Annotated in this window: 19 protein-coding genes and 1 pseudogene; 15 read left to right on the top strand and 5 right to left on the bottom strand. The window is 45.1% G+C overall.

The genetic code is table 11. The features are described 5' to 3' along the window. From F6K57_RS22025 to F6K57_RS22060, 8 genes and pseudogenes are all read left to right on the top strand, one after another. A partial coding sequence (locus F6K57_RS22025; RefSeq protein ID WP_293070653.1) for a DNA-directed RNA polymerase subunit beta occupies positions 1 to 2,261 on the top strand: 2,261 nt, incomplete at its 5' end. Positions 2,262 to 2,307: 46 nt separating this feature from the next. After that, positions 2,308 to 4,185 (top strand): DNA-directed RNA polymerase subunit gamma, encoded by a 1,878-nt coding sequence (locus F6K57_RS22030; RefSeq protein ID WP_293070655.1) that lies wholly within the window; start codon positions 2,308 to 2,310, stop codon positions 4,183 to 4,185. A gap of 75 nt (positions 4,186 to 4,260) precedes the next feature. Next, positions 4,261 to 4,848 (top strand): IS607 family transposase, encoded by a 588-nt coding sequence (locus tag F6K57_RS22035; protein WP_293025773.1) that lies wholly within the window; start codon positions 4,261 to 4,263, stop codon positions 4,846 to 4,848. Beyond that, positions 4,832 to 5,113, top strand: a pseudogene (locus tag F6K57_RS22040) (helix-turn-helix domain-containing protein); the annotation flags it as partial. The gene F6K57_RS22035 and the pseudogene F6K57_RS22040, both read left to right, overlap by 17 nt. A 453-nt stretch (positions 5,114 to 5,566) precedes the next feature. Continuing rightward, positions 5,567 to 9,517, top strand: coding sequence for a DNA-directed RNA polymerase subunit beta' (locus F6K57_RS22045; protein WP_293070657.1), 3,951 nt, complete (start codon positions 5,567 to 5,569; stop codon positions 9,515 to 9,517). A gap of 289 nt (positions 9,518 to 9,806) precedes the next feature. Further along, positions 9,807 to 10,226 carry a hypothetical protein gene (locus F6K57_RS22050; RefSeq protein ID WP_293070659.1) on the top strand — a complete coding sequence of 140 codons (420 nt, stop codon included), beginning with the start codon at positions 9,807 to 9,809 and terminating at the stop codon, positions 10,224 to 10,226. A gap of 1,199 nt (positions 10,227 to 11,425) precedes the next feature. Further along, complete coding sequence (locus tag F6K57_RS22055) at positions 11,426 to 11,566, top strand: hypothetical protein (protein ID WP_293070661.1); 141 nt, start codon at positions 11,426 to 11,428, stop codon at positions 11,564 to 11,566. A gap of 237 nt (positions 11,567 to 11,803) precedes the next feature. Continuing rightward, complete coding sequence (locus tag F6K57_RS22060; protein WP_293070690.1) at positions 11,804 to 12,781, top strand: NB-ARC domain-containing protein; 978 nt, start codon at positions 11,804 to 11,806, stop codon at positions 12,779 to 12,781. Between the two features lie 290 nt (positions 12,782 to 13,071). Here the strand turns inward: F6K57_RS22060 and F6K57_RS22065 are convergent, their stop codons facing one another. Both F6K57_RS22065 and trpS read right to left on the bottom strand, forming a co-directional pair. Continuing rightward, positions 13,072 to 14,007, bottom strand: coding sequence for a methylenetetrahydrofolate reductase (locus tag F6K57_RS22065; protein WP_293070663.1), 936 nt, complete (start codon positions 14,005 to 14,007; stop codon positions 13,072 to 13,074). A 29-nt stretch (positions 14,008 to 14,036) separates the two neighbouring features. After that, positions 14,037 to 15,047: a tryptophan--tRNA ligase gene (gene trpS, locus F6K57_RS22070; RefSeq protein WP_293070665.1), complete on the bottom strand. Its 1,011-nt coding sequence runs from the start codon at positions 15,045 to 15,047 to the stop codon at positions 14,037 to 14,039. A 220-nt stretch (positions 15,048 to 15,267) separates the two neighbouring features. Between trpS and psb28 the strand changes: the two genes are divergently transcribed. Next, positions 15,268 to 15,606, top strand: coding sequence for a photosystem II reaction center protein Psb28 (psb28, locus tag F6K57_RS22075; RefSeq protein WP_293025759.1), 339 nt, complete (start codon positions 15,268 to 15,270; stop codon positions 15,604 to 15,606). 289 nt (positions 15,607 to 15,895) lie between these two features. On the opposite strand, the gene F6K57_RS22080 is transcribed toward psb28, so the two are convergent. Next, on the bottom strand, positions 15,896 to 16,414 hold the full coding sequence (locus F6K57_RS22080) for a hypothetical protein (RefSeq protein WP_293025757.1): 519 nt from the start codon (positions 16,412 to 16,414) through the stop codon (positions 15,896 to 15,898). A 526-nt stretch (positions 16,415 to 16,940) separates the two neighbouring features. Between F6K57_RS22080 and F6K57_RS22085 the strand changes: the two genes are divergently transcribed. Then, the gene (locus F6K57_RS22085; protein WP_293070668.1) at positions 16,941 to 18,128 is read left to right on the top strand and encodes a hypothetical protein; all 1,188 of its coding nucleotides are present in this window, start codon (positions 16,941 to 16,943) and stop codon (positions 18,126 to 18,128) included. Positions 18,129 to 18,537: 409 nt separating this feature from the next. Next, entirely contained in the window at positions 18,538 to 18,927 is a 390-nt protein-coding gene (locus F6K57_RS22090; RefSeq protein ID WP_293025753.1) for a hypothetical protein, read from the top strand. 133 nt (positions 18,928 to 19,060) lie between these two features. Here F6K57_RS22090 and F6K57_RS22095 read toward each other — a convergent pair whose 3' ends face one another. Continuing rightward, positions 19,061 to 19,984 carry a M20/M25/M40 family metallo-hydrolase gene (locus F6K57_RS22095; protein WP_364303765.1) on the bottom strand — a complete coding sequence of 308 codons (924 nt, stop codon included), beginning with the start codon at positions 19,982 to 19,984 and terminating at the stop codon, positions 19,061 to 19,063. Positions 19,985 to 20,953: 969 nt separating this feature from the next. On the opposite strand from F6K57_RS22095, the gene F6K57_RS22100 reads away from it, so the two are divergent. The 4 genes from F6K57_RS22100 to F6K57_RS22115 all read left to right on the top strand — a co-directional run bounded on the left by F6K57_RS22100 (position 20,954) and on the right by F6K57_RS22115 (position 22,409). After that, positions 20,954 to 21,154, top strand: coding sequence for a hypothetical protein (locus F6K57_RS22100; RefSeq protein ID WP_293070670.1), 201 nt, complete (start codon positions 20,954 to 20,956; stop codon positions 21,152 to 21,154). 330 nt (positions 21,155 to 21,484) lie between these two features. After that, positions 21,485 to 21,937: a hypothetical protein gene (locus F6K57_RS22105; protein ID WP_293024052.1), complete on the top strand. Its 453-nt coding sequence runs from the start codon at positions 21,485 to 21,487 to the stop codon at positions 21,935 to 21,937. 92 nt (positions 21,938 to 22,029) lie between these two features. Then, positions 22,030 to 22,197, top strand: a complete 168-nt coding sequence (locus tag F6K57_RS22110) for a hypothetical protein (RefSeq protein ID WP_293070672.1) — start codon at positions 22,030 to 22,032, stop codon at positions 22,195 to 22,197. Between the two features lie 74 nt (positions 22,198 to 22,271). Further along, complete coding sequence (locus F6K57_RS22115; protein ID WP_293070674.1) at positions 22,272 to 22,409, top strand: hypothetical protein; 138 nt, start codon at positions 22,272 to 22,274, stop codon at positions 22,407 to 22,409. Here the strand turns inward: F6K57_RS22115 and F6K57_RS22120 are convergent. Further along, entirely contained in the window at positions 22,366 to 23,136 is a 771-nt protein-coding gene (locus F6K57_RS22120) for a hypothetical protein (protein ID WP_293070676.1), read from the bottom strand. The two genes, F6K57_RS22115 and F6K57_RS22120, sit on opposite strands and share 44 nt — an antisense overlap. Between the last annotated feature and the right edge of the window lie 117 nt (positions 23,137 to 23,253).

The raw sequence follows: 23,253 nt of genomic DNA on the forward strand, positions 1-23,253 counted from the left end.
CCAATCCATTAGCTGAATTGACCCATAAACGGCGTCTGTCTGCCCTAGGTCCTGGGGGGTTAACTCGCGAACGGGCAGGTTTTGCAGTGCGGGATATTCATCCATCTCACTATGGCAGAATTTGCCCCATTGAAACTCCAGAAGGTCCCAATGCGGGTCTGATTGGCTCCTTGGCAACCCACGCTCGGGTGAATAATTATGGTTTTATTGAAACTCCTTCTTACCCTGTAGAAAATGGGCGAGTCCTAAAAGACCGACCGCCCTTGTACATGACCGCAGATGAAGAAGATGACCTGAGGGTAGCACCAGGAGATATTGCCTTAGATGAGGAAGGTTACATCCTGGGAGAGTCTGTACCAGTTCGATATCGACAAGAATTCACCACCACCACCCCTGACCAAGTGGACTATGTGGCGGTATCACCAGTGCAAATTATCTCCGTTGCCACCTCTCTAATTCCCTTCTTAGAACATGATGATGCCAACCGAGCTCTGATGGGCTCAAATATGCAGCGGCAAGCTGTGCCATTGCTTCGACCTGAGCGCCCCTTAGTGGGAACAGGATTGGAAGCCCAGGCCGCTCGGGACTCGGGTATGGTCGTGGTGGCTGCCAGTGATGGTGAGGTGGTGTATGTCGATGCCAACACAATTCGGTTACAGCCTTATCAAACCATCACAGATACCCCAGCCCTGCCAGGGGAACCGGGCAATGAGAATGAGTTAGAATACCCTCGCCCTGTTCAACCAAAAGAAACCCCAGCAATTATTGAATACTCTCTCCAAAAGTACCAGCGCTCTAACCAAGATACCTGCTTGAATCAACGACCCTTGGTGTATGTAGGAGATGAAGTTGTGGCGGGTCAGGTACTGGCAGATGGTTCTGCTACAGAAGGCGGTGAAATCGCCCTGGGACAAAATATTCTAGTAGCTTATATGCCTTGGGAAGGCTATAACTACGAAGATGCCATCCTAGTTAGTGAACGGCTAGTTTACGATGATGTCTACACAAGTATTCACGTTGAAAAGTATGAAATAGAAGCGCGACAGACTAAACTAGGTCCGGAGGAAATAACCCGAGAAATTCCCAATGTGGGGGAAGATGCCCTGCGCCAGTTAGATGAAACCGGTATCATTCGGATTGGAGCCTGGGTAGAAGCTGGGGATATCTTGGTGGGGAAAGTTACTCCCAAGGGGGAATCAGACCAGCCACCAGAAGAAAAACTCTTGCGAGCTATATTTGGGGAAAAAGCTAGGGATGTACGGGACAATTCTCTGCGAGTCCCCAATGGTGAAAAAGGGCGTGTGGTAGATGTGCGGGTATTTACCAGAGAGCAAGGGGATGAACTGCCACCGGGAGCCAACATGGTAGTGCGTGTATATGTGGCTCAGAAACGGAAAATCCAGGTTGGTGACAAAATGGCAGGTCGTCACGGCAATAAAGGAATTATTTCCCGGATTTTGCCCATCGAAGATATGCCCTACCTGCCGGATGGTACACCTGTAGATATTGTACTCAACCCCCTGGGAGTACCCAGTCGGATGAATGTGGGTCAGGTATTTGAATGTCTATTAGGATGGGCTGGGGAACACCTGAATGCCCGATTTAAGCTTACTCCCTTCGACGAAATGTACGGCGCAGAAGCATCCCGCCTCACAGTCCATAACAAGCTTAAAGAAGCCAGTGATCAACCTGGTAAAGAGTGGGTATTTAATCCCGACCATGCTGGAAAAATTACTGTATACGATGGTCGTACCGGAGAAGCCTTTGACCAACCAGTCACAGTGGGGCAAGCCTATATGCTCAAGCTCGTCCACTTGGTAGACGATAAAATTCACGCTCGCTCCACCGGACCGTACTCCCTAGTCACCCAGCAACCCTTGGGGGGTAAAGCCCAACAAGGTGGTCAGCGGTTTGGGGAAATGGAAGTCTGGGCATTAGAAGCATTTGGAGCATCTTACACCCTCCAAGAATTGCTCACTGTCAAATCAGACGATATGCAAGGGCGCAATGAAGCTCTCAATGCCATTGTGAAAGGAAAAGCTATTCCCAGACCTGGTACTCCCGAATCCTTCAAGGTACTGATGCGAGAACTCCAATCCTTAGGACTCGACATAGCTGTTCACAAAGTGGAAACCACAGAAGATGGTAGTAGCAATGATATGGAAGTGGATTTAATGACCGATTCAGAACGCCATCGCACACCACGCTCACCAACTTATGAATCCCTCAACCAGGAAGAGTTGGAAGAAGAACAAGCCTAAAAGGTGGCTCTATAGGAGTGTCTGTGAATAGGGAAATGACAAAATTATGAAAAGCCAAATAGAACAGCGGTTTGACTACGTAAAAATTGGTATTGCCTCTCCTGAGAGAATTCGTCAATGGGGAGAAAGGACTCTGCCGAACGGTCAAATGGTCGGTGAAGTGACTAAGCCAGAAACCATTAACTATCGCACCCTCAAACCGGAGATGGATGGGCTGTTCTGTGAGCGCATCTTTGGTCCAGCTAAAGACTGGGAATGCCATTGTGGTAAGTACAAGCGGGTGCGCCACCGAGGTATTGTCTGTGAACGCTGTGGTGTGGAAGTGACCGAGTCCCGGGTAAGGCGTCACCGTATGGGATACATTAAACTAGCCGCACCCGTGGCTCACGTCTGGTATCTCAAAGGTATTCCTAGCTACCTCAGTATTTTGCTTGATATGCCCCTGCGGGATGTAGAACAGATTGTCTACTTCAACGCCTACGTAGTACTAAACCCAGGTAATGCGGAAAACCTCAGCTATAAACAGCTGCTCACCGAAGACCAATGGCTGGAAATCGAGGAGCAGCTCTATAGCGAAGACTCAGATCTATCTGGGGTAGACGTGGGGATTGGGGCTGAGGCTCTGCAACGACTCCTACAGGATTTGGATTTAGACGCGATCGCAGAAAAGCTGCGAGAAGAAATTGCGGCTTCTAAAGGTCAAAAGCGAGCTAAGCTCATCAAACGGTTGCGAGTGATTGACAACTTTATTGGCACCGGGGCTCAGCCAGATTGGATGGTGCTGAGTGTCATCCCTGTCATTCCCCCCGACCTGCGACCGATGGTGCAACTGGATGGGGGTCGCTTTGCTACCTCTGACTTGAATGACCTCTATCGACGAGTCATCAACCGCAACAATCGACTAGCCCGGTTGCAGGAAATTCTGGCACCTGAAATCATTGTCCGCAATGAAAAGCGGATGCTTCAGGAAGCTGTGGATGCCCTGATTGACAATGGCAGGCGAGGACGGACAGTCGTAGGGGCAAACAATCGACCCCTGAAGTCCCTCTCTGACATTATCGAAGGTAAACAGGGTCGCTTCCGGCAAAACCTGCTAGGAAAACGGGTGGATTACTCCGGACGCTCAGTGATTGTAGTCGGCCCAAACCTGCATATCCACCAGTGTGGTTTGCCCAGAGAGATGGCGATTGAGCTGTTTCAACCTTTTGTGATTCACCGCCTGATTCGTCAGGGTTTGGTGAATAACATCAAAGCAGCTAAAAAATTGATTCAACGGGGAGATCCCACTGTGTGGGACGTACTCGAAGAAGTGATTGCAGGTCACCCGGTGATGCTAAATCGAGCCCCAACTCTACACCGACTAGGAATTCAAGCCTTTGAACCTATTTTGGTAGAAGGTCGTGCCATTCAACTGCACCCCTTAGTCTGTCCAGCGTTTAATGCGGACTTTGATGGCGACCAGATGGCAGTACATGTGCCTCTATCCCTAGAATCCCAAGCAGAGGCTAGGTTGTTAATGCTGGCATCGAACAATATTCTCTCACCAGCAACAGGTCGCCCCATTATAGCACCGAGTCAAGATATGGTCTTGGGATGCTATTATCTAACCGCCAAAAATCCCAATGCAACCAAGGGAGCAGGTCGTTACTTTGCTAACCTCGAGGATGCAATCAAAGCCTACGAACAAAAGCAAGTACACCTCCATGCCTATATTTGGGTGCGCTATGACGGCATAGTTGACACAGACGAACCAGACAAGGAGATGATTTCTGAAGAATCTTCACCCGATGGTATGGTGAGCAAAGTCTACAAAAACCGGCGAGTGAGGGAAACAGCCGATGGTGAACTTATTTCCCAGTACATCCGCACCACCGCAGGTCGGATCATCTACAACAAAACTATTCAAGAAGCCCTATGGGGCTAGGTAAAAGGATTGTGACAGTTAACCAAAGTGTCCACTAATTTACCAAAATATTCCACTATTTGGTAGATTATAAGGATGGCACTCGTACCACTTCGTAAGGCGGTCGAACTTACGGGACTATCTAGGAACACTCTGAGGAAATATGCGGACGATGGAACGATCAAATGCGAAAAAACTCCAGGAGGAACAAGGTTTTTTGACACAGAAAGCCTGCTCAGTCTGGGGCGAAGACAACCAAGACAGCCAGCTACCATCTGTTACTGCCGAGTCAGCAGTAGCAAACAATTTGACGACCTCGCCAGGCAAATTGCCTACATGCACTCCCTCTTCCCGGAAGCGGAAATCATCAAAGACATCGGATCAGGTCTCAACTATAAACGCAAAGGTCTTAGAACCATACTGGAACGGCTTGTGCGAGGAGATCAGCTCACGATTGCTGTTGCCTGTCGAGACAGACTTACCAGATTTGGATTTGAACTCATTGAGTACTTGGTCAGTCTCAACGGTGGAAAAATCCTGGTTCTCGACCAACCTGAAAGTTGCCCCGAGGCTGAACTCACGGCAGATCTTCTCTCCATCATTCACGTCTTCTCCTGTAGAGTCCACGGACTCAGAAAGTACGGGACAAAAATCAAAGAAGATAAGAGTGTTCCTAAACTCTGAACAGCGTGCAATTATCCGCCACTGGTTTGGAGTGTCCCGTTATGTTTTTAATAAAACTGTAAAAATACTAGAAAATGGCGAAAACAAAGCTAACTGGTTTGCCATTAAAACTGAAATACTAAACAACCTTCCCGAGTGGTGCAAGACAGTACCTTATCAAATTAAATCCATAGCGATTAAGGATGCTTGCACGGCTGTCAGGGAAGCCAAGAAGAAGTATAAAAATACTGGCCAAATTAATCGGGTTAGGTTTAGGTCTCGAAGGTAGATTTTGGTAGCTAAAAAGTATCGGTAAGCATTTAGAATGCGCGAATTTAGAATGCGCGAATTTAGAATTAGGAAATTCAAGAGAATGTATAATTTAGAATGTATAATTTAGAATGTAAGATGTTCAAGCTGAGGGGGTGACATGAGCCCATAAAAGCTTACTATATAAGGCTTTGATGCCAATGATATCAGGGAATATACAGTCGTCAATTGACCCTCTTTTCATTTTATGGAAGCTCAAACCCTGATAACTGCATCCAAGGTCGCGCCCAAAACAGCATGTATCTTTTGATAACTGATGGGATTAAATTATTACCCAGTAAGGTTTTAAGCTTGCATGTACCCCCCCCCAGATTCTAAATTAACCCATTCTAAATTCTAAATTAATCCATTCTAAATTCTAAATTAACCCATTCTAAATTATTAATTAGTCATCCCCTTTAAAAGCATCATGGCAGATAAAAAAGCTCAAAAAGAATTAATTTTTTATAACCGGATTGTTGATAAAGGCCGGTTAAAAAAGCTGATATCTTGGGCCTATACCAAATACGGCAGTGCCCGGACAGCCCAAATGGCAGACAAACTCAAAGATCTGGGGTTCCGCTATGCTACCCAGGCGGGGGTTTCTATCAGTGTAGATGACCTGCAAGTGCCACCAGCTAAACGCCAGATGTTAGATGAGGCGGAAGCTATGATTCGTGCCACAGAAGGCCGGTTCACTAGGGGTGAAATTACTGAAGTTGAACGGTTTCAAAAAGTTATCGATACCTGGAACGGAACCTCTGAGGCTCTCAAAGATGAGGTCGTCCGTAACTTCAAAGACACAAACCCCCTAAATTCAGTGTACATGATGGCTTTTTCCGGAGCACGGGGTAACTTGTCTCAGGTGCGGCAATTGGTAGGTATGCGGGGTCTGATGGCTAATCCCCAAGGTGAAATTATTGACCTACCGATTAAGACTAACTTCCGGGAAGGCTTAACGGTAACGGAATACATTATCTCATCCTACGGAGCCCGCAAAGGCTTGGTGGATACTGCCCTGAGAACAGCTGACTCTGGTTACCTCACCCGTCGTCTGGTAGATGTTTCCCAGGACGTGATTGTACGAGACCTTGATTGTGGCACCACTCGGGGCATCAAAATCACACCGATGACCGATGGCGATCGCGTTTTAATTTCCCTAGCGGATAAGCTCTTAGGTCGAATTGTAGCAGAGGAATTGGTTCATCCAAAAACCGGGAAAGTAATTGCTAAACAAAACCAAGATGTATCTGATGAACTAGCCAAAGAGATTGAATCGTCTGGTATTAAAGAGGTAATGGTGCGATCGCCTCTAACCTGTGAAGCCCAGCGGTCAGTTTGCCAGAGATGCTATGGTTGGAGCTTAGCTCATGGGCACATGGTGGATTTGGGCGAAGCGGTGGGGATTATTGCTGCCCAGTCTATTGGGGAACCAGGAACTCAGTTGACTATGCGAACCTTCCACACGGGGGGTGTGTTTACCGGGGAAGTGGCACGCCAGCTCTCTGCTCCCATGAAGGGTGTAGTAAGCTTTGGTAAAAACCTACGTACCCGCCAAGTTAGGACTCGCCACGGTGACGACCGTCAACAAGTGGAACTAGCTGGGGATCTGATTTTGCAACCCACCAATGGCTCTGGCAAAACCTTTCCTTTAACAGCGGGCTCCTTGGTCTTAGTCAGTGATGGGCAAACAGTCAGCAAGGGTGATCTCTTAGCAGAAGTAGCCCTGAGTAAAAGCCGTCCTTCCACAGAAAAAGCGGCTAAGGATGTGGCATCGGACTTAGCCGGGGAAGTGCTATTTGCGGACTTAGTCCCTGAGGAAAAAACAGATCGACAGGGTAATACAACTCGGATTGCCCAACGTAGCGGTTTACTCTGGATTTTATCTGGGGACGTCTATAACCTACCCCCTGGTGCGGAACCAGTGGTGAAAAATGGGGATAGTGTAGAGATTGGGACAGTGCTGGCGGAAACTAAATTAGTCACACTCAACGGTGGTGTGGTGCGACTGACCCCAGGCAAAAGAGAAATTGACATTATCACCGCTTCCGTCCGCTTGGATCAATCACAGGTGAGAATGGAAAGCACGGGGGGTCGGGAACAATATGTGATTCACACCGCCAATAATCAGCACTTTTCCCTGAAGGCAACCCCTGGCACAAAGGTAGTCAACCACCAGGTGGTAGCGGAACTGATTGATGACCAATACTACACTAAAACCGGTGGCATTATTAAATATGCTGGTGTAGAGGTGGCTAAACGGGGTAAAGCCAAGCAAGGTTACGAAGTTACCAAAGGCGGTACCTTACTCTGGATTCCGGAAGAATGCCATGAGGTCAACAAGGATATTTCCTTGCTGCTTGTGGAAGACGGTCAATATGTGGAAGCAGGCACAGAAGTGGTTAAGGATATCTTCTGTCAGTCGTCCGGTGTAGTGGAAGTTGTCCAAAAAAATGACATCCTCCGGGAAATTGTGGTTAAGCCTGGGGAATTTCATCTGGTGGATAACCTGCCAGAGAACATGACCAGTGAGGGTCAGCTGATCTATCCCGGCTCCGAGGAGTTGCCAGGGATAACGGTAGACAACCTCTGTTATGGAGAAGCAGTGGATACACCTGATGGTATGGGACTGCTGCTGCGGCCAGTGACGGAGTTTGCTGTACCAGATGAGCCAGCGGTTCCCTCTCAGGCGTCCATTAATACCCAAGATTCCAACGAAGCTACCCAAGGAACCCAGATTGAATTGCGAGCCATCCAACGCATTCCCTATAAGGATGGAGAACGGGTCAAGTCTGTAGATGGGGTGGAATTACTCCGCACCCAGTTGGTATTGGAAATGAGCAACCCCGATGGTAGCAGTGACCATACTAGTAGTTCATCCCAGCTGAGTGCTGACATTGAGTTAGTTGCTACTGAGGAGGAGGAAGCCTCTGAGGATATGCGATTACAACTGGTGATCCTGGAGTCGTTGGTGCTTCGCCGGGATACCAATGCAGATCCGTTAGGGGGCAATACCAAAACCCGGGTTTTAGTCAAAGATGGGGACGAAATTCCTCCAGGTGCGGTAGTGGCTCGAACAGAAATTCAGTGCAAGGAAGCTGGTGAAATCCGGGGGATTCAAGAAGGATTGGAAGCCATTCGCCGAGTACTGGTGGTCAGGGATGCTGACCGAGTGACAATGCCGATTACCTCTCCTGCCACAGTTAAAGTAGGGGATTTGGTCGTTGGTACCAACACCTTAGCTGAAGGGACACCTGCTCAAGAATCAGGTCAGGTGGTTCAGGTAAGGGATGATGCCGTTATCCTGCGACTGGCTCGTCCATACCGAGTTTCTGCGGGGGCAATTTTGCAAATTGACAAGGGAGATTTGGTGCAGCGGGGTGATAACCTGGTGCTACTGGTGTTTGAACGGGCCAAGACAGGGGATATTATCCAAGGTTTGCCCAGGATTGAAGAACTACTAGAAGCTCGCAAACCCAAAGAAGCCTGTATCTTGGCCAGACGTCCTGGAGAAGCCCAGGTGATTTATGAAGAAGGCGAAACCGTTGATATCAAGGTCATTGAGTCAGACGGAGTCGTGACCGATTACCCGATTTCCCCTGGGCAAAATGCTATTGTTTCCGATGGTCAGCAAGTCGGTACCGCTGAACCCATCACCGATGGCCCAGCCAATCCCCATGAAATTTTAGAGATTTTCTTCAACTACTGTCTCGAAAAGAGAGGTGTCTACGAAGCGGCTTTAAAGGGATTGCAACAGGCACAGGCATTTTTGGTCAATGAAGTTCAGTCGGTGTATCAGTCTCAAGGCATTGATATTGCTGATAAGCATATTGAGGTGATTGTTCGTCAGATGACCTCTAAAGTGAGGGTAGACGATGGTGGTGATACCACTATGCTACCAGGAGAACTCGTGGAGTTGCGGCAGATTGAGACAGTGAATGAAGCAATGGCGATCACTGGTGGTGCCCCAGCTCAGTATACACCTGTACTACTGGGAATTACCAAAGCATCCCTTAATACCGATTCATTTATCTCTGCTGCCAGCTTCCAAGAAACTACTCGTGTGCTGACAGAAGCAGCGATCGAAGGTAAATCTGACTGGCTCAGGGGTCTGAAGGAGAATGTCATCATTGGACGTCTGATTCCCGCAGGGACTGGCTTCAATGCTTACCAAGAGAGCAATCTTGGTAGTCCAGAACCAGAATTCGACCATGGGAGTAGCATGGTCTATGGCTATGGTGAACCCGCCGATAGTGCTGAATTACAGCAAGGCAACCTGCTTGATGATAACACAGCCCGTGTTTACAGCTTAGATGAGGAGAGTGATTTGGCTGCTGATCCTAGCAACTTAGACCTCTTGAATGGAAATTTTCCAGAATAAGATTGAACTTACCCCTGGATAAATCCTGGGAAAAACAAGGGCGTCTGATCATGAGCTTTTTAAAAGCTTTTCATCAGACGCCCTTACGGTATTATTTAGTATGATTCATTCCTATCACCAGACTTCAAGCTAGCTGTATGCTTAGGTCTGGATGCAGCCGCTCATCGGGTTTCCACGGGGATTACAAGGTGCGGAGGCAACCCTGGGCACACAGCCCCCAATGATTTATAATACACCGGTGCTGGACTAACGTAGTGTCATATTAAAATAAGAAGAAGGGGTTATAAACATGACAACTGTCAGTAAAAGTGAAAAACTCAAGGAAATACAGGAAGCCTATAAAAATAGTAATAAAATGGCTTATGAGTTGTGTAGAGTATTTGAACAGGTCTGGCAAGTTGCTCCAGATGAATCAGCCTTAGCAATAGCCAATAAGATTATGTCAAAAGACATATCTTATTTTATGTTTGTGTTTGATTTGGACACCGAGGAAGGTTATAGCGAAAAGCTCAAACAGGCTAGCAAGGAATCATTTAGAAGTCGTAGAGAATGGCGTCAAAAATTAGAAGACTTAGAAGAAAAAAAACAGCTGGAAGCAGAAGAAGAGGAAGTTAAGGAAAATTTGTTAAAGTTACTAAGTGATTCTAGCGCTGATACTGATAGCAATATCAGAGAAAATTTATTAGATATAGTAAAAGCTTGTCTTTGATTAAACCAGACCATTACCCGGCTCTATACATTTTCGGTTTTAGGGATTGCTGTTCCCTTTGCTATAGAACAGGTATGTAAGCATTCAGCTGTCAGTAGTCAGCCGTGAGCTAAAGGCTCACGCTACTTGAGGTGCTTTGTGGCACAGGCTTCGACCCTGGGACTTTCCGTTTTATTCAAAAGCTGTTCGGTGTAGCTCGCCCATAACTACCTCAAGTAGCACCTCAAGTAGCGCATAAGCTGATAGCTGATAGCTGAATGCTTACGAATTAATCGGGCGTTGCGTCAGTCTTTGAATGAATATTCGTAGAGTGGGCATCCTGCCCGCCCCAAAATAAGCATGAAACTGGCAAGATGCCAGTTCCACCAAGATGCCTATTCCACAGGTGCGCGCCCGAACGCGCCCCACGTCGGCTTTGCCGATAGGTGCGACCCAAGGGCGAGTAAATCGCCCTTGGGTCGCACCAAAGCGCGAATTTAATAATTAGATGCGGAAAGCGCACCTAAACACTCTTAAAATCATTCCATTATTAAGCAACGCCATTAATCGTGGGTTGTATCGCTCCAAAGATGGCCATTTAATTAATGCCGACCGTAATTGGTGCATGGAATATTGGTCGCAAAAGTAAGCACAATGGTTTTACCGGAGTGTCTAGAGGTTGCTTGGCACAACCAACAAAACTTTATGTTCTGTGAATCCCCGTCCTTCAGGTCCCGGAGCTGTCAACCCTTGGCTTAACGACTGCAATCAGAAAAGCGATCGCTTTTCTGAAATCTCAACTAAACAGGATTAGCCAGTGATTAGCCTTGAGTCTTAGCAGTGATTGTGATCCCCTTTGCTGCCCAGTGTTGCGTCAGTGCTGACTTCCAAATGTAAACTTTTGTAAATATCTGCATAATTTCCTGAGCTTGACCTGATACTTACTTGGATGGTGTAGTTGTAAACTTTTGTAAATAAATTATGGAATTTGCTGGATTCTCTGTTGAGTCTTTGATAAAATTTACAGCCCTTGTAAGTTTTCCATGGTGCTGATCAAACCAGGTCTAAGCTAATACACATTTACTTGGCATTAGCTGATTGGTTGCAATGTGATTGACGGTGAACAGTCAACGGTTGACTGTCAACGATCAACTGTAACGTTGATGCTTTAGCCACAGTCTGTAAGGGTTTACAAGTTTTATATCAAGGAAGGCAAGCAAATGGCGCAGGGTGCGTTTTATCAAGAAGATGAACTTTTATTAGAAGCAGTAAAGCTCTGGGATTTAGACAATTTATATATAGATATAGGCGAACAAAAACAGAGGGAAACCCAGAATAAAACCACACTTACACCAGTATAAAAAGTGTGCTTGAGAGGATTGCTTTGTGGCTACTCCCCAAAAAAAATAGCTGAGACTCTCCATCGGAGCTCTAACTCAATCGCTGTTGCCTTGACTAGGGGATTGTATCGATATGTCGAAGCACTAACTAATCGAGAATTAAATAGCCTCACTAACTGGAAAGACGTCCCTAACTGGCTAGAAGTTGCAGGATATAAAATGCCTCATTACCACCACGATTGGGGGGAAGCACCATAAATTTCTGCTTTCTATGGACGCACTAATCAACTCAATCAACTGCAGCAATGGATTAGTAAAAAGCAATACTCACTAGTAGCCATTCTCGGTATAGGAGGGATTGGTAAAACCACTCTGGCTGTCAAACTTGCAAACAACCTTCAGGGGGAATTTGAGTATATTATTTGGCGTAATCTGCGCCATGCTCCACCCCTGAAACAACTGCTAGTAGAGCTGATTCAATTCCTATCTCACCAGCAATCATTCAATTTACCAGAAGACATAAACGCTCTTATTTCTAGCTTGATAAAATGTTTACAAGAGCATCGGTGTCTGATCATACTCGATGACGCAGAGCAGCTTCTAAATCCTGGCGCTATAGCTGGATACTATCAAGCCAACTATGAGGATTATGGTCAGCTATTGAGACGAGTAGCCCAGGAAAAACACCAAAGTGCTTTGCTGCTGATCAGTTGGGAAAAATTTTTACAACTAGAGTTACTGGAGCAAAAAAATAACACTACTGCTTCATTAACCCTGAAGGGTTTACCTACAGAAGAAGCTGAAAAAATTTTAGTAGATAACGGTTTGTTTGGAAATACGGAAGAATGGGAAACCTTGATTAGCCGTTATCGAGGCAATCCCTTAGCCTTAAATTTAGTAGCGACAACAATTGAAAAATACTTTAATGGCAGTGTCTCGAAATTTTTAAGCTTGAATGATGTCTTTGTTCCTGAGCCAATCAGGTTAATTTTAATTGCACAGTTGAATCGCTTAGATAAGTCAGAAAGAGAAGTAATAAAGTATCTAGGTACAAGCACTACACCGGTTTCCCGGGAACAATTGCGGCAGGATATGACCATTAGCTCGGATTCAAAACTAATCAATGTTTTACAATCCCTCCAGAGGCGCTCACTGATTGAGACATTCACCGACATTAGTCAAACTTTTTTCACCCTATCCCCTGTAGTTAGTTCCGTGATTCTTAGTATTAAGTAGTCGGACAAAATTAGGTTTAACTGTCAAGATAGGGAACAGGGAACAGGGAACAGGGAACAGGGAACAGTATTAACTTTTGGTGGGTTTATAAAAGTTAATACTGTTCCGTTTATTTATTTCCAGGTACTTACTTGAAAGGGCAAAAGGCAACAGGAGAGAGGGAAGAGTGTGGAAAGTCTGGGAAGTGTGGGGAGGGTGGGGAGAGAAGAAGGTATATTTACCCTATTCCCTATTCCCTATTGCCTATTCCCTATTCCCTGGTCGCAGCGCTATAACAATTGACCTGAAATTTACTTACAAACTAAGTCATTAATAGCAGAGGATTTCTGCAATGGCGAAATTCCAGCCAAATCCAAAATCTGGGGAATCAAGTCTTCTCGCCGGACTGCCATCATGTGAACACCCTGGCACAGTTGCTGTGCGAGCTTAACTTGCTCAGCGGCAATTTTTATCCCTTCTTGTAACTGATTATCTGCTGCTGCTAGCCGATCAATAATCTCGTCAGGGATATTAACCCCTGGAACTTTTTTATTAATAAACTTAGCATTTTTAGCGGATTTGAGCAAAAATATCCCTGCTAAAATTGGCTTATTAGTACCAGCCGCAATCTGATCCATAAACTTCTCTAGGCGATCAAAATCGCAAATGAGCTGGCTTTGGAAAAACTCTGCTCCCGCTTCCAGTTTCTTTTCAAACCGACTTTGTAAGCCTGACCAACTCTTGAGCTGGGGGTCTACTGCTGCACCAGTAAATAAATCAGTTGCTTGATCAGTAAGGGGCTTATCATTGAAATCAACCCCTTGATTTAGCTTAGTAATTAGTTGCAATAGGCGTACTGATTCCAAATCAAATACACTTTTAGCATCAGGATGATCACCTGCTTTGACTGGATCACCAGTTAGGGCGAGAATATTACTGATACCTAAAGCGTTAATACCCATCAAGTCAGCTTGCAAGGCGATGCGGTTGCGATCGCGACAAGCCACCTGACAAATTGGTTCAATTCCCTGCTGGCGTAAAATCACCGAGGCTGCCCAAGACGACATCCGCATGACTGCCCTAGAGCCATCAGTGATATTGATAGCATGGACTCTATCTTTGAGGGTTTGAGCCATTTTGACCATGTGAGCTGGGTTACCCCCCTTGGGTGGTGCCACTTCTGCAGTAATCAAAAATTCACCGGACTCAACGGCAGTGCGAAACGAATTCTTAGTGGGGTTAGTCATTGGTTATGGTATTTACTTATCTCCAGGAATTAGGTTACAGCAATGAACCCTAATGCAGTTTTCACCCTGGACAAGGTCTGGTTTGCGATCGCTTCCGCTTTTTGTCGCCCCTCTCGCAACACGCCCTCAAGATAGCCCTGCTCTGACCTAACATCGTGATACTTCTGTTGAATCGGCTTGAGCGCTTCAATTGTTATTTCTGTCAGTAAGGGCTTGAATTTACCCCAACCCATATCCCGACATTCTGTAGCCACCTCTTCCTTTGTTTTCCCAGAAAGCAGGGTATACAACGTTAGTAGATTATCACATTCCGGGCGTTCTGGGTCATCAAACCATAAGCCTCTAGTTGGGTCAGTTTTACAGCGCTTGATTTTCTTTTGAATCTCCTCAGGGGAGTCAAGCACGTTAATCCTGCTCAACTCGGATGGATCAGACTTAGACATTTTGCGCCTGCCATCAGTGAGACTCATGACACGAGCACCCGTTTGCCGGATCATAGGCTCTGGCAACTTTAGCACAAGTTTCTCCTGACTGCCAAACTTGTCATTAACTCGGATAGCGATATTACGAGTCAGTTCGATGTGTTGCTTTTGGTCCTCTCCCACTGGAACTTTATCGGCATCATAAAGTAAAATATCCGCTGCCATCAACACTGGGTAGTCCAGTAAGCCAGTACTGACATTTTCCCCTTGTTTTACCGCTTTTTCCTTGAACTGGATCATTCGCTCTAGCCAGTTAAGAGGAGTAATGCAGTTGAGCAGCCAAGCTAGTTCACTGTGGGCAGGGATATGGGATTGTACGAAGATAGTAGAGCATTCTAAATCAATCCCGCAGGCTAAGTAGAGGGCAGCAATGCTTAAGGTATCTTCTGCTAGAGTTGCTGGGTTATGGGGTACAGTAATAGCATGTAAATCAACTACACAAAATAGATTATCATACTCACTTTGACCTTCGACCCAGTTGCGGATAGCTCCAAGATAGTTACCCAGGTGAAGATTGCCAGTTGGTTGAACTCCAGATAGAACGCGCTGTTTACCCATGTATGATCTAGTGATTGCTTAAATCGGTTTGCCGAAACGGTATCAGTGTAATCCCATTTTCCCACTGCTTAGGCTAAATTTGGATTATTTTCGCCATTGCTAGGTCGTGAACCCAGCCATCAGTTCAGCCATCAGTTAAAATTTTTTGCCATTTATTGCAGCTTGGATGAGAAGATAGTGGTGTAAAGATTCTTAATATTTTCTTAATCGGACTTATAGCATGGCAGAAATTCAGTTCTCTAGAGGCATCAAAGAAGAAGTTGTACCCGATATACGTATAACTCGCTCGAAAACTGGTCAGACTGGCACTGCAACCTTTTATTTTAACAAGCCTCAAGCTATCGATAAAGACTTTAAGGAAGATATCACCGGAATGTACATGGTTGACGAAGAAGGTGAGATTTCTACCAGTAAGGTTAATGGCAAATTTGTTAATGGTGAACCAATGGCTATAGAAGCAACTTACATAATGAAATCTCGAGAGCAGTGGGATCGTTTCATTCGTTTTATAGAACGGTATAGTGAAGAAAATGGACTTACTAAATCCAAACAGGATTAAGCTGAGTCTTGAGTGCTGGGTACTAAGTCTGGTTTACAGGGTCTGGTTTACAGCTAACCGTCAACCGTCAAAAACGCTTAAGCATATGCGCGAAGCGCACGCGTGCGCGTTCAGCCGTGTCACGGCTGAACGCGAACAGCGGTCAGCCGTAAGCAGACTTAACTCAGATTAAACGAAGGCTTACCTCTTTCATTCAAAAGCTGTTCGCGTAGGGTGCCCGTAGCGCATTAGCTGATAGCTGATAGCTGATAGCTTACAAAAAAGCTTAGTACTCAGCACTATACCCAAGTCAGATGTCGCTGATTTCCTTAGTAATTACATTAATCGGAGGAGAACAATACACACAAAGCTCATTAGCAATCGCTACCGCTTCTTCAGGGGTTTTATCTAAATACATTGCGGTCAGAGCATAATCTTGTCCAGCACCAATGGCACCAAATTCATTAATTTTATCCACGAGATAGCCATCACTGATACAAAAAATATCCCTTTCTACTGCTAACAAATATTCATTTCTGCGACCAAAGGTATCGTCTTTATCCTTTGCCCAAGCATAAAATTCCACAATAAAATCCAGAACAGCCTCAACGGTAGGAGCTGCTGGAGAATGGTTTCTGGCAAATATTTGCATGAAACTCAGTTCCATGGTATATCCCACGCCGCCAATAATCATGTTATTGATTTCAAATAGCTTGCCCCACTCATCCCCAGTGACCCGGTGAGTTTGCTTGAGGTATCCTGACAGCCGAATGCTGTCGGAGGCAAAAACTAGTTTATCAGGGTATTTTCTGGCAGCCACAACGCTCATAAGTTGCTCCTAATGGTTTTAGTGGATGATTACGATCAAACAGGCACCGATATAGCAGTCATTAACAACCCAGTTTAGACCTTATCCATGGTAACCAGTTCATTTATTGAAATAGGGAACTTCGGATCCCAGAACAGAAAACAGAAGGACTTTTCGCAACTTTACACAAGTTAATACAGCAATGTTGATTTTTGTCGAGGTACTTATGGATCACAGCTGCCCAAGAAAAATACCTGGCAGCTGATCGCTGGAGTTCGATTCATGAGCAACCGCGACCCTGAGCCAGCTAAGGCATCACCCAAGCCACAGGACGGAGCGATCGCCGAGAGTTCAAAGTACTGACTAACCAATATGCACCTGAATCAGTAAAGTCAGTCAACTAAAAAAAAGTACCCTTTTGGGTACCGTCATCCTCTAAGAGGATTTCTTAGAGTGTTATTAACGAAGCCGGAGCAATGGCTCAAAGGATTTTTACTCCTGAGAAATTGTTCCTGTTCCGTTAGTTTAAGTTTAGAACAATACTAGCATGAGCAATAGTAATAGTGAACTTGAGCAAGGATTTGAGAATCCTCCCGAACTAGAAAACTCTGGGATGAGTGAGGATGAATACGAAGAATCCGCTGATTATCTTGAGGAACCTGAGAACTTAGGTGACTTTGAGAGCGCCTCGACAGAAGCTGAGGAAAGCGAGTATATGGAGTTCGATGAGACCTTGTTGCAAATCAAGGCTGATGTTGAGACCCAGCTTTCCCAGGCAGTGGCGCAAACTAGCGACGCTGTCCAGGCAGAAAATGTCTTTGAAGGTGCTGGAAACATTCAGGGTATTGGCTTAGGGATATCTGAAGATCCCAGCCAGAGCTTAGCTCCTGGCGCTGCCAGCCTGAATTTATATGTTGCTGAACCGGTGTCAGTGGATGAAGCGAAGGCTGCCCTAGTGGATTCAATGGGGATTTCAGCAGCTAGCAGTGACGATATACCGGTGAATGTAATTGTCACCGGAATCATTGATGCTCAGCCCCATCGCTTCAAAATACGTCCTGCACCAGGAGGAGTTTCAGTGGGTCACACCCGGGTAACAGCTGGCACTTTAGGTTGTCTGGCTCGTGGCCGTCGTGCTCCTCGAAACGGGCGTCTTTTGATGCTCAGCAATAACCATGTGATTGCCAACTCCAACAATGCCAGCTTTCGAGATCCAATCATCCAACCTGGTCGCTTAGATGGTGGTCGTAGCCCTCGGGATCAAATCGCGATTCTAGAGCGCTTTGTCCCCATCAACTTCCGAGGTGGAAGGAACTATGTGGACGCTGCTACCGGTTGGTGCTGGCCATCTCGTGTGCGGAAAGAACTTGTCTATGTGTCCGGGGGCAGTCCTCGTTATTTCCGCGTGAGCAGCCGGATTGTTGCTTGCCGTCGCGGGATGATAGTTGGTAAGTCAGGTCGTACCACGCAACTAACCCGTGGACAAGTTACTGATTGTAACGCCACTATCCGCGTTAATTATGGCGGCGGCCGGGTGGCGCTGTTTGCCGATCAGATTACCATTCGCGGCACTAGCGGCAACTTCAGTGCAGGGGGTGATTCTGGCTCTCTGATTTGGACTTACGACAGTCGCCGTAATCCAGTCGGTTTACTCTTTGCTGGTGGCGGTGGTTTGACCTTTGCCAACAAGATAACTCGAGTTGTGGCAGCATTAGATATTAATCTATACACCTAACACTTGAGTGGGCTTGGCTGGGACTCTGCCCTCACCTGAGCCTCAGCTAACCTTCTGTCCACCATGGCTTCTAAGCTGTTAGGCATTTTTAATGCCTAACAGCAAAACAGAAGGCATTTGGCATTTGGCAGAAGTAAGGAGGACAAAGGATATACTCCAATCCTCCAAAAATCTCTGAAACCTATAGCGCTGCGCTCTCGTCTCTTTACACTATGATGGGGATTTTAGCTAACAGCTAAAACTCCACAGTGATTTGTAAATACGAGAGCGCTGATTGCTATATCGATAGCAATCAACTAGATCAATCCAAGTCAAAGCATTACTAGGTATCGGTTTTAGCTTTTGTCGGCTCGACAAATGTCTCCGTACCCCTAAGCACCTCTTAGTTATGTCCGATGGAGAAGTGAACATGAATATTACAGAGAAATCTGACAAAATAAAAGTATTAGTTCTATTACTGACGGCCAGTTTAACGGTCATGAGTTGCACTATGTCTAATGGTTCAGACTTCGGCTCCCCCCCTACTGACAAGGCCTCACCGGTTGAAGAGGCTGCGGTGGATTACATTGGAGAGGATCAAGAAGTGGCTAATTCAGAAATCGAGAAGGTTAAGCAATCCCACGAGCAGCGCTTATTAGCGATAGATGGGGTGACAGGGGTTGGCATTGGACAAGACCCTCAGGGCAATCAGGTAATTACTGTTTATGTCCTCAATGCCGAAGTGCAAAAAAAAGTCCCCCAAGAGCTTGATGGATTTATGGTGCAAACCGAAATCACCGGTGAAATTAAGGCATTCTAAATCGGGGTTGACAACCGCCTCAGCTTTGGAGATAGTGCTGGCTAGGGTCAAATAGCTTCCTGGTGGAGGGATTTGTGTGGCGGGGTTTCCGAGTTCCCGATTCCCGATTCCCGATTCCCGATTCCCGATTCCCCTACACAAGATTACCAAGACCAGCCATTAAGCCGCGACAGACACCAGTCAGGAAATCTAAGTCTAGGGTATCAATGCGATCGCTTGGTTTATGGTAATGGGGATTGCGCAGAAATGCTGTATCGGTTACCATCAAAGCTCGATAACCTTGGTCCCAAAATGGAGCGTGGTCACTGAGTCTGGTCTGAGGAACGATTACCCCTCGTAATGGTACTGGTAAGCACTGACAAGGGATCCCAGCTTGGCGGATAAAGCGAGCTAAATGCCTAAAGTCAAGGATTGTTGGCAAGTTTCCCACTAAAGCAATGAAGTCCCCCTGATTGGGGTAAAAGTATTTTAGTCCTGGTGGGTACCATTGGGAATTGGGAGTGCGATCGCAATACCCTAACATTTCCAAAGACAGCATTAACCGCAAGGGTTGCTGTTGTTCTTTTAAATAGGCAGCATAGGCAGCACTTCCGAGCAATCCATACTCTTCCATATCAAATGCTACTAGTCGGACTGGGTGTGTAGGCGCTTGAGTGGCAAAGGCTCTAGCTAACTCCAAGAGCACCGCTACACCGGTAGCATTATCATCTGCTCCTGGGCTTCCAGGTACCGCATCATAGTGAGAGCCAATTAAAATCGGAGCAAACTGTTGCGGTCTCGCCTCTTTTGCCGGTAGATTCAGAATCAGATTATGATGGGTTTTGCCCGACACCTGAAACTTGTGAATTTCAACGCTTCCCCACTGTTCTAATTCTTGGCGGATGTACTCCTGGACATAGAAATGTCCCCCAGATGCCATATACGGATCGCGATCGCGTACTATCTGACTGAGGTGGGTGATTAGACGTTCTTTTAGATCCAAAGTAATGTAATCAGGCAGAAGATTATCATCTAATCTTACCATCTGGGGATTTGGGCGATTGAGTGGTAAAGGCATAGGCTTTGGGCAACAGAACCGCTACACCAGTACCATGATTATGTCCTCAGGTGATTTCCGGGTAACCGATTGTAGTCAAAATCCCTGATTATGGGATATAATTAGATTAAACTATTCCGATATTTTTTCTCGTGTCCAGGTAGATTCAGCATTACATGGTGATGGCTTCTAGCCAACACTTGATTCTCCTGGATTTCGAGACTTCCTAATTTTTTTAATTCTGAGCAGATGGACTGCGACCCAAAGAAATGCCCCCCATCTCCCATATACAGATTGCGATCTACAGCGTTTGTATATGGGTTGTAAACACACTTCTTGTAAAAAAAGGCAGCTATGCTGAAGTAAAGGAGTAAGGTTTCAAGGGGAATGTTTTTTGATAACTAATTATCCGGACATGATATCAAACAGCTTTGAGGAGATGCACCCTGACAACAAGGCAAAAGGTAACAGGCAAAAGGCAACATTAGGAAAGAGATATGAAGTTCCTTATTCCCTACTTCCTCCTCCCAGCCCTATCCTTAAAATTACTAGTTAAAATTACCGTAAGCATTCAGCTATCAGCTCTCAGCTATCAGCTCTCAGCTATCAGCTTTGAGCTTTTAAATAAAACAAGTAAGCATTCGTTTAATCTTTGTTAAGTCAGCTGACGGCTGACGGCTGACGGCTGAATGCTAACGGCTGAATGCTTACAAATTACCAAAGCGATCGCTTACCAATGATTATGCGATTCTCTGCAAGATACCCTACGGGATTCTCTGACAGAGACCCTAAGGGATTGACCTAAGGTCACGCTACGCGATGAAGCGAACGCGCCCCGCGTGGCCTTAGGCCTCAGCTTCCGCGCTTGTGCGATCGCTTTTTTTTATTATCCCTAAAACTCCCCAAAAAAAACTTTTCAAAACCCTTGACAAATACAATCATAATCATTACTATTATTTATATAAACCTAACGAGTTCAAATTTTGATCTATGTCAAAAGACTTTAAGTCAAACTTCAAGAAACAACCTGTTGAGCACACTCTGAAAGGCTCTCGTGAAGCAGTAATCTATAGTATGCAAATGCTTTATAAATTGGGCTATGGGTCGATTGCGGAATGGACTCCTCTTGAGGCGACTGAGGTTCCAGGGGAAGTGATTACTAAAATGATGAAGTATTGGCTGTTGCCATAACACTTTAAATTTCTGGGGGGGTTTCCCCCCCCCTGGCAAAGGCTCCGGTCTGTTACTATAGCTTGGCCTTTGGCCAATTACATCGGATTACATCAGGTTGGGTTTGAAAACTCATTGACATAGATCATTTAAATAGCCGTGGATAGTATTTCTACGGCTATTTTTTTTTACTTTTGGTAGCGCTATTTTATTCCCAGTAATCAACTTTATGTAAATATTAATTTTTGTAAACAATATAAAAGATACGGAATTTTATAGTATAATTGATTTAAATGCTAACCGTTATATAAGTTAGGTTTCACTAAGATAAGCTTAACTATTAGTTTGATTATGAAGCTTGATACTCTTGTAGATTTTGGATCAATTGTCGGAGCTTTTTTGGCTGCAATAGGCTTCCTAGTTTCTTTAAGACAATTCAAGCTCAGTAGAACCATGTCTTATATGCAGCACTTGAGTGATCCCTCAATGATTGAAACAAGGGTTGATGTGGATGCTTGGTTAGACTCTTCAGATGATGATAACGCTCGCCTACTTCAGCTACAAGAAGATACTGAATTGCACATTAAAGTAAAAGTTTTCCTGAGTTTCTGCAATCAGATTTCTATTGCTTACCGATTTGGAGCAATTCACAATAAGATGGCATTTGATATTTGGAATCCTTTTATACCTTATTATTGGGACAGGTTAAGATTTTATATTGCTTGGCGACGTTCTCAGGGATATAGCATAGGTCATAACTTAGAAAAATTTGCCAGAGACATACGAAGTTTTAATATAAAATAGACATCTCCAATCCAAAAAAGCAAAAATTGTATTTTTTTTTATGTTATATTAAAATTTAATAACCCTTGCGCGCAGCACTACAAGTTATGAGTATGACAAATTACAATCAGGTACTTAATCAAATTCATTCTCTTAGTCTCTCTGACCAACTACGATTACTAGATGAATTAAAAGTCTTAGTTAATCAAGCGATAGAAGTAGAAGGAGATGAAGAAACCATTCCAATCACAGAAATTGTTCAAAGTCAAGAAGCTTGGTAAAATTATCGCTCCGGTAACGATAAAGGAATTTCATCTAAAGATTTAAAACGTAAGTTATTAGGAGAAAAGTTTGATTGATAGACAAAGGAATGCAGCAAGGTCTTGGAGCTTTACCCCAACACCTCACTCCTCCCTCTTCTCTACTCCCGACTCCCGACTCCCTATTCCCTATTCCCGCTCCTGCTTACAAAAATCATGAGCCTTATTGTTAATCTTATCAAGAATATCAGTTACCTCAGCTGGAGGATTAGGCATCAGATAAATTTCCCGTAATGCATCTGACCAAAGTTGTTTGTCGATGAAATAGTTAACTCGTTCCAAAGCAATCTTTTCAGCAGTTGCATCTTTAGCTTTCAGATTACTTTCTAATTCATTTAACTCAGTGGTGACTTGATTACGCTTTTCGTCATCCATTAGACGAAAACTTTTCTTAGTAGGAAGTTCGTCTAAAGGAATTGTATTCCGCCAAAAGTAAGCTTTACCTGGTTGTAAGGGCTTGCCTTGATAAAGGATATTAGTGGTAGTAGGCTCTAAGGGTTGCTCCCACCATTGTTGATTACTACGCATTTTACGCACCTCAATACCTTTCATTTCTCCTTGCCATAGGAATAGGGGTTGCTCACTCCAAATTTCTAAGCTTCCTTTATGATTAGAATTCGGGTCAATATCTGATAGCTGACCAGGGGTGAGCATGCAGAGAGTTTGCTCGCTAGGATTATCATCTGTTGAGTTACCTCTTGTGCCCCCTTTACCTTTCTTCCTTCGCAATCTCTCCCAGATATCACCCCATTTTAACGTAATTAGCTGGCCTTGAGACTGGGATAACTGCTGATCAGACTGAGGTCTTTTTACTATTGCATTAATAGGCAGTGCAGAAGAACAGACTAGCACGACCATTGTTAGTAATAGTGTGGATTTGTTCTGAATTATTTTAGGCATAATATGCTTCCTGACTGATAAGTTAATGATTAAATAAAGCATTTATCGCAGTTATGATAATTGCTATATTTGACTAGGGATCCCCCCTAACCCCCCTTAATAAGGGGGGAACTTGAT

The sequence above is a fragment of the Moorena sp. SIO4A5 genome (assembly GCF_010672005.1).
In the GTDB taxonomy this organism is placed as follows: Bacteria; Cyanobacteriota; Cyanobacteriia; order Cyanobacteriales; family Coleofasciculaceae; genus Moorena.

Coding starts and splice junctions, on each gene's coding strand:
- F6K57_RS22030 (WP_293070655.1), top strand. CDS start 2,308: ATGAAAAGCCAAATAGAACAGCGGTTTGACTACGTAAAAATTGGTATT.
- F6K57_RS22035 (WP_293025773.1), top strand. CDS start 4,261: ATGGCACTCGTACCACTTCGTAAGGCGGTCGAACTTACGGGACTATCT.
- F6K57_RS22045 (WP_293070657.1), top strand. CDS start 5,567: ATGGCAGATAAAAAAGCTCAAAAAGAATTAATTTTTTATAACCGGATT.
- F6K57_RS22050 (WP_293070659.1), top strand. CDS start 9,807: ATGACAACTGTCAGTAAAAGTGAAAAACTCAAGGAAATACAGGAAGCC.
- F6K57_RS22055 (WP_293070661.1), top strand. CDS start 11,426: ATGGCGCAGGGTGCGTTTTATCAAGAAGATGAACTTTTATTAGAAGCA.
- F6K57_RS22065 (WP_293070663.1), bottom strand. CDS start 14,007: ATGACTAACCCCACTAAGAATTCGTTTCGCACTGCCGTTGAGTCCGGT.
- trpS (WP_293070665.1), bottom strand. CDS start 15,047: ATGGGTAAACAGCGCGTTCTATCTGGAGTTCAACCAACTGGCAATCTT.
- psb28 (WP_293025759.1), top strand. CDS start 15,268: ATGGCAGAAATTCAGTTCTCTAGAGGCATCAAAGAAGAAGTTGTACCC.
- F6K57_RS22080 (WP_293025757.1), bottom strand. CDS start 16,414: ATGAGCGTTGTGGCTGCCAGAAAATACCCTGATAAACTAGTTTTTGCC.
- F6K57_RS22085 (WP_293070668.1), top strand. CDS start 16,941: ATGAGCAATAGTAATAGTGAACTTGAGCAAGGATTTGAGAATCCTCCC.
- F6K57_RS22090 (WP_293025753.1), top strand. CDS start 18,538: ATGAATATTACAGAGAAATCTGACAAAATAAAAGTATTAGTTCTATTA.
- F6K57_RS22095 (WP_364303765.1), bottom strand. CDS start 19,984: ATGCCTTTACCACTCAATCGCCCAAATCCCCAGATGGTAAGATTAGAT.
- F6K57_RS22100 (WP_293070670.1), top strand. CDS start 20,954: ATGTCAAAAGACTTTAAGTCAAACTTCAAGAAACAACCTGTTGAGCAC.
- F6K57_RS22105 (WP_293024052.1), top strand. CDS start 21,485: ATGAAGCTTGATACTCTTGTAGATTTTGGATCAATTGTCGGAGCTTTT.
- F6K57_RS22110 (WP_293070672.1), top strand. CDS start 22,030: ATGACAAATTACAATCAGGTACTTAATCAAATTCATTCTCTTAGTCTC.
- F6K57_RS22120 (WP_293070676.1), bottom strand. CDS start 23,136: ATGCCTAAAATAATTCAGAACAAATCCACACTATTACTAACAATGGTC.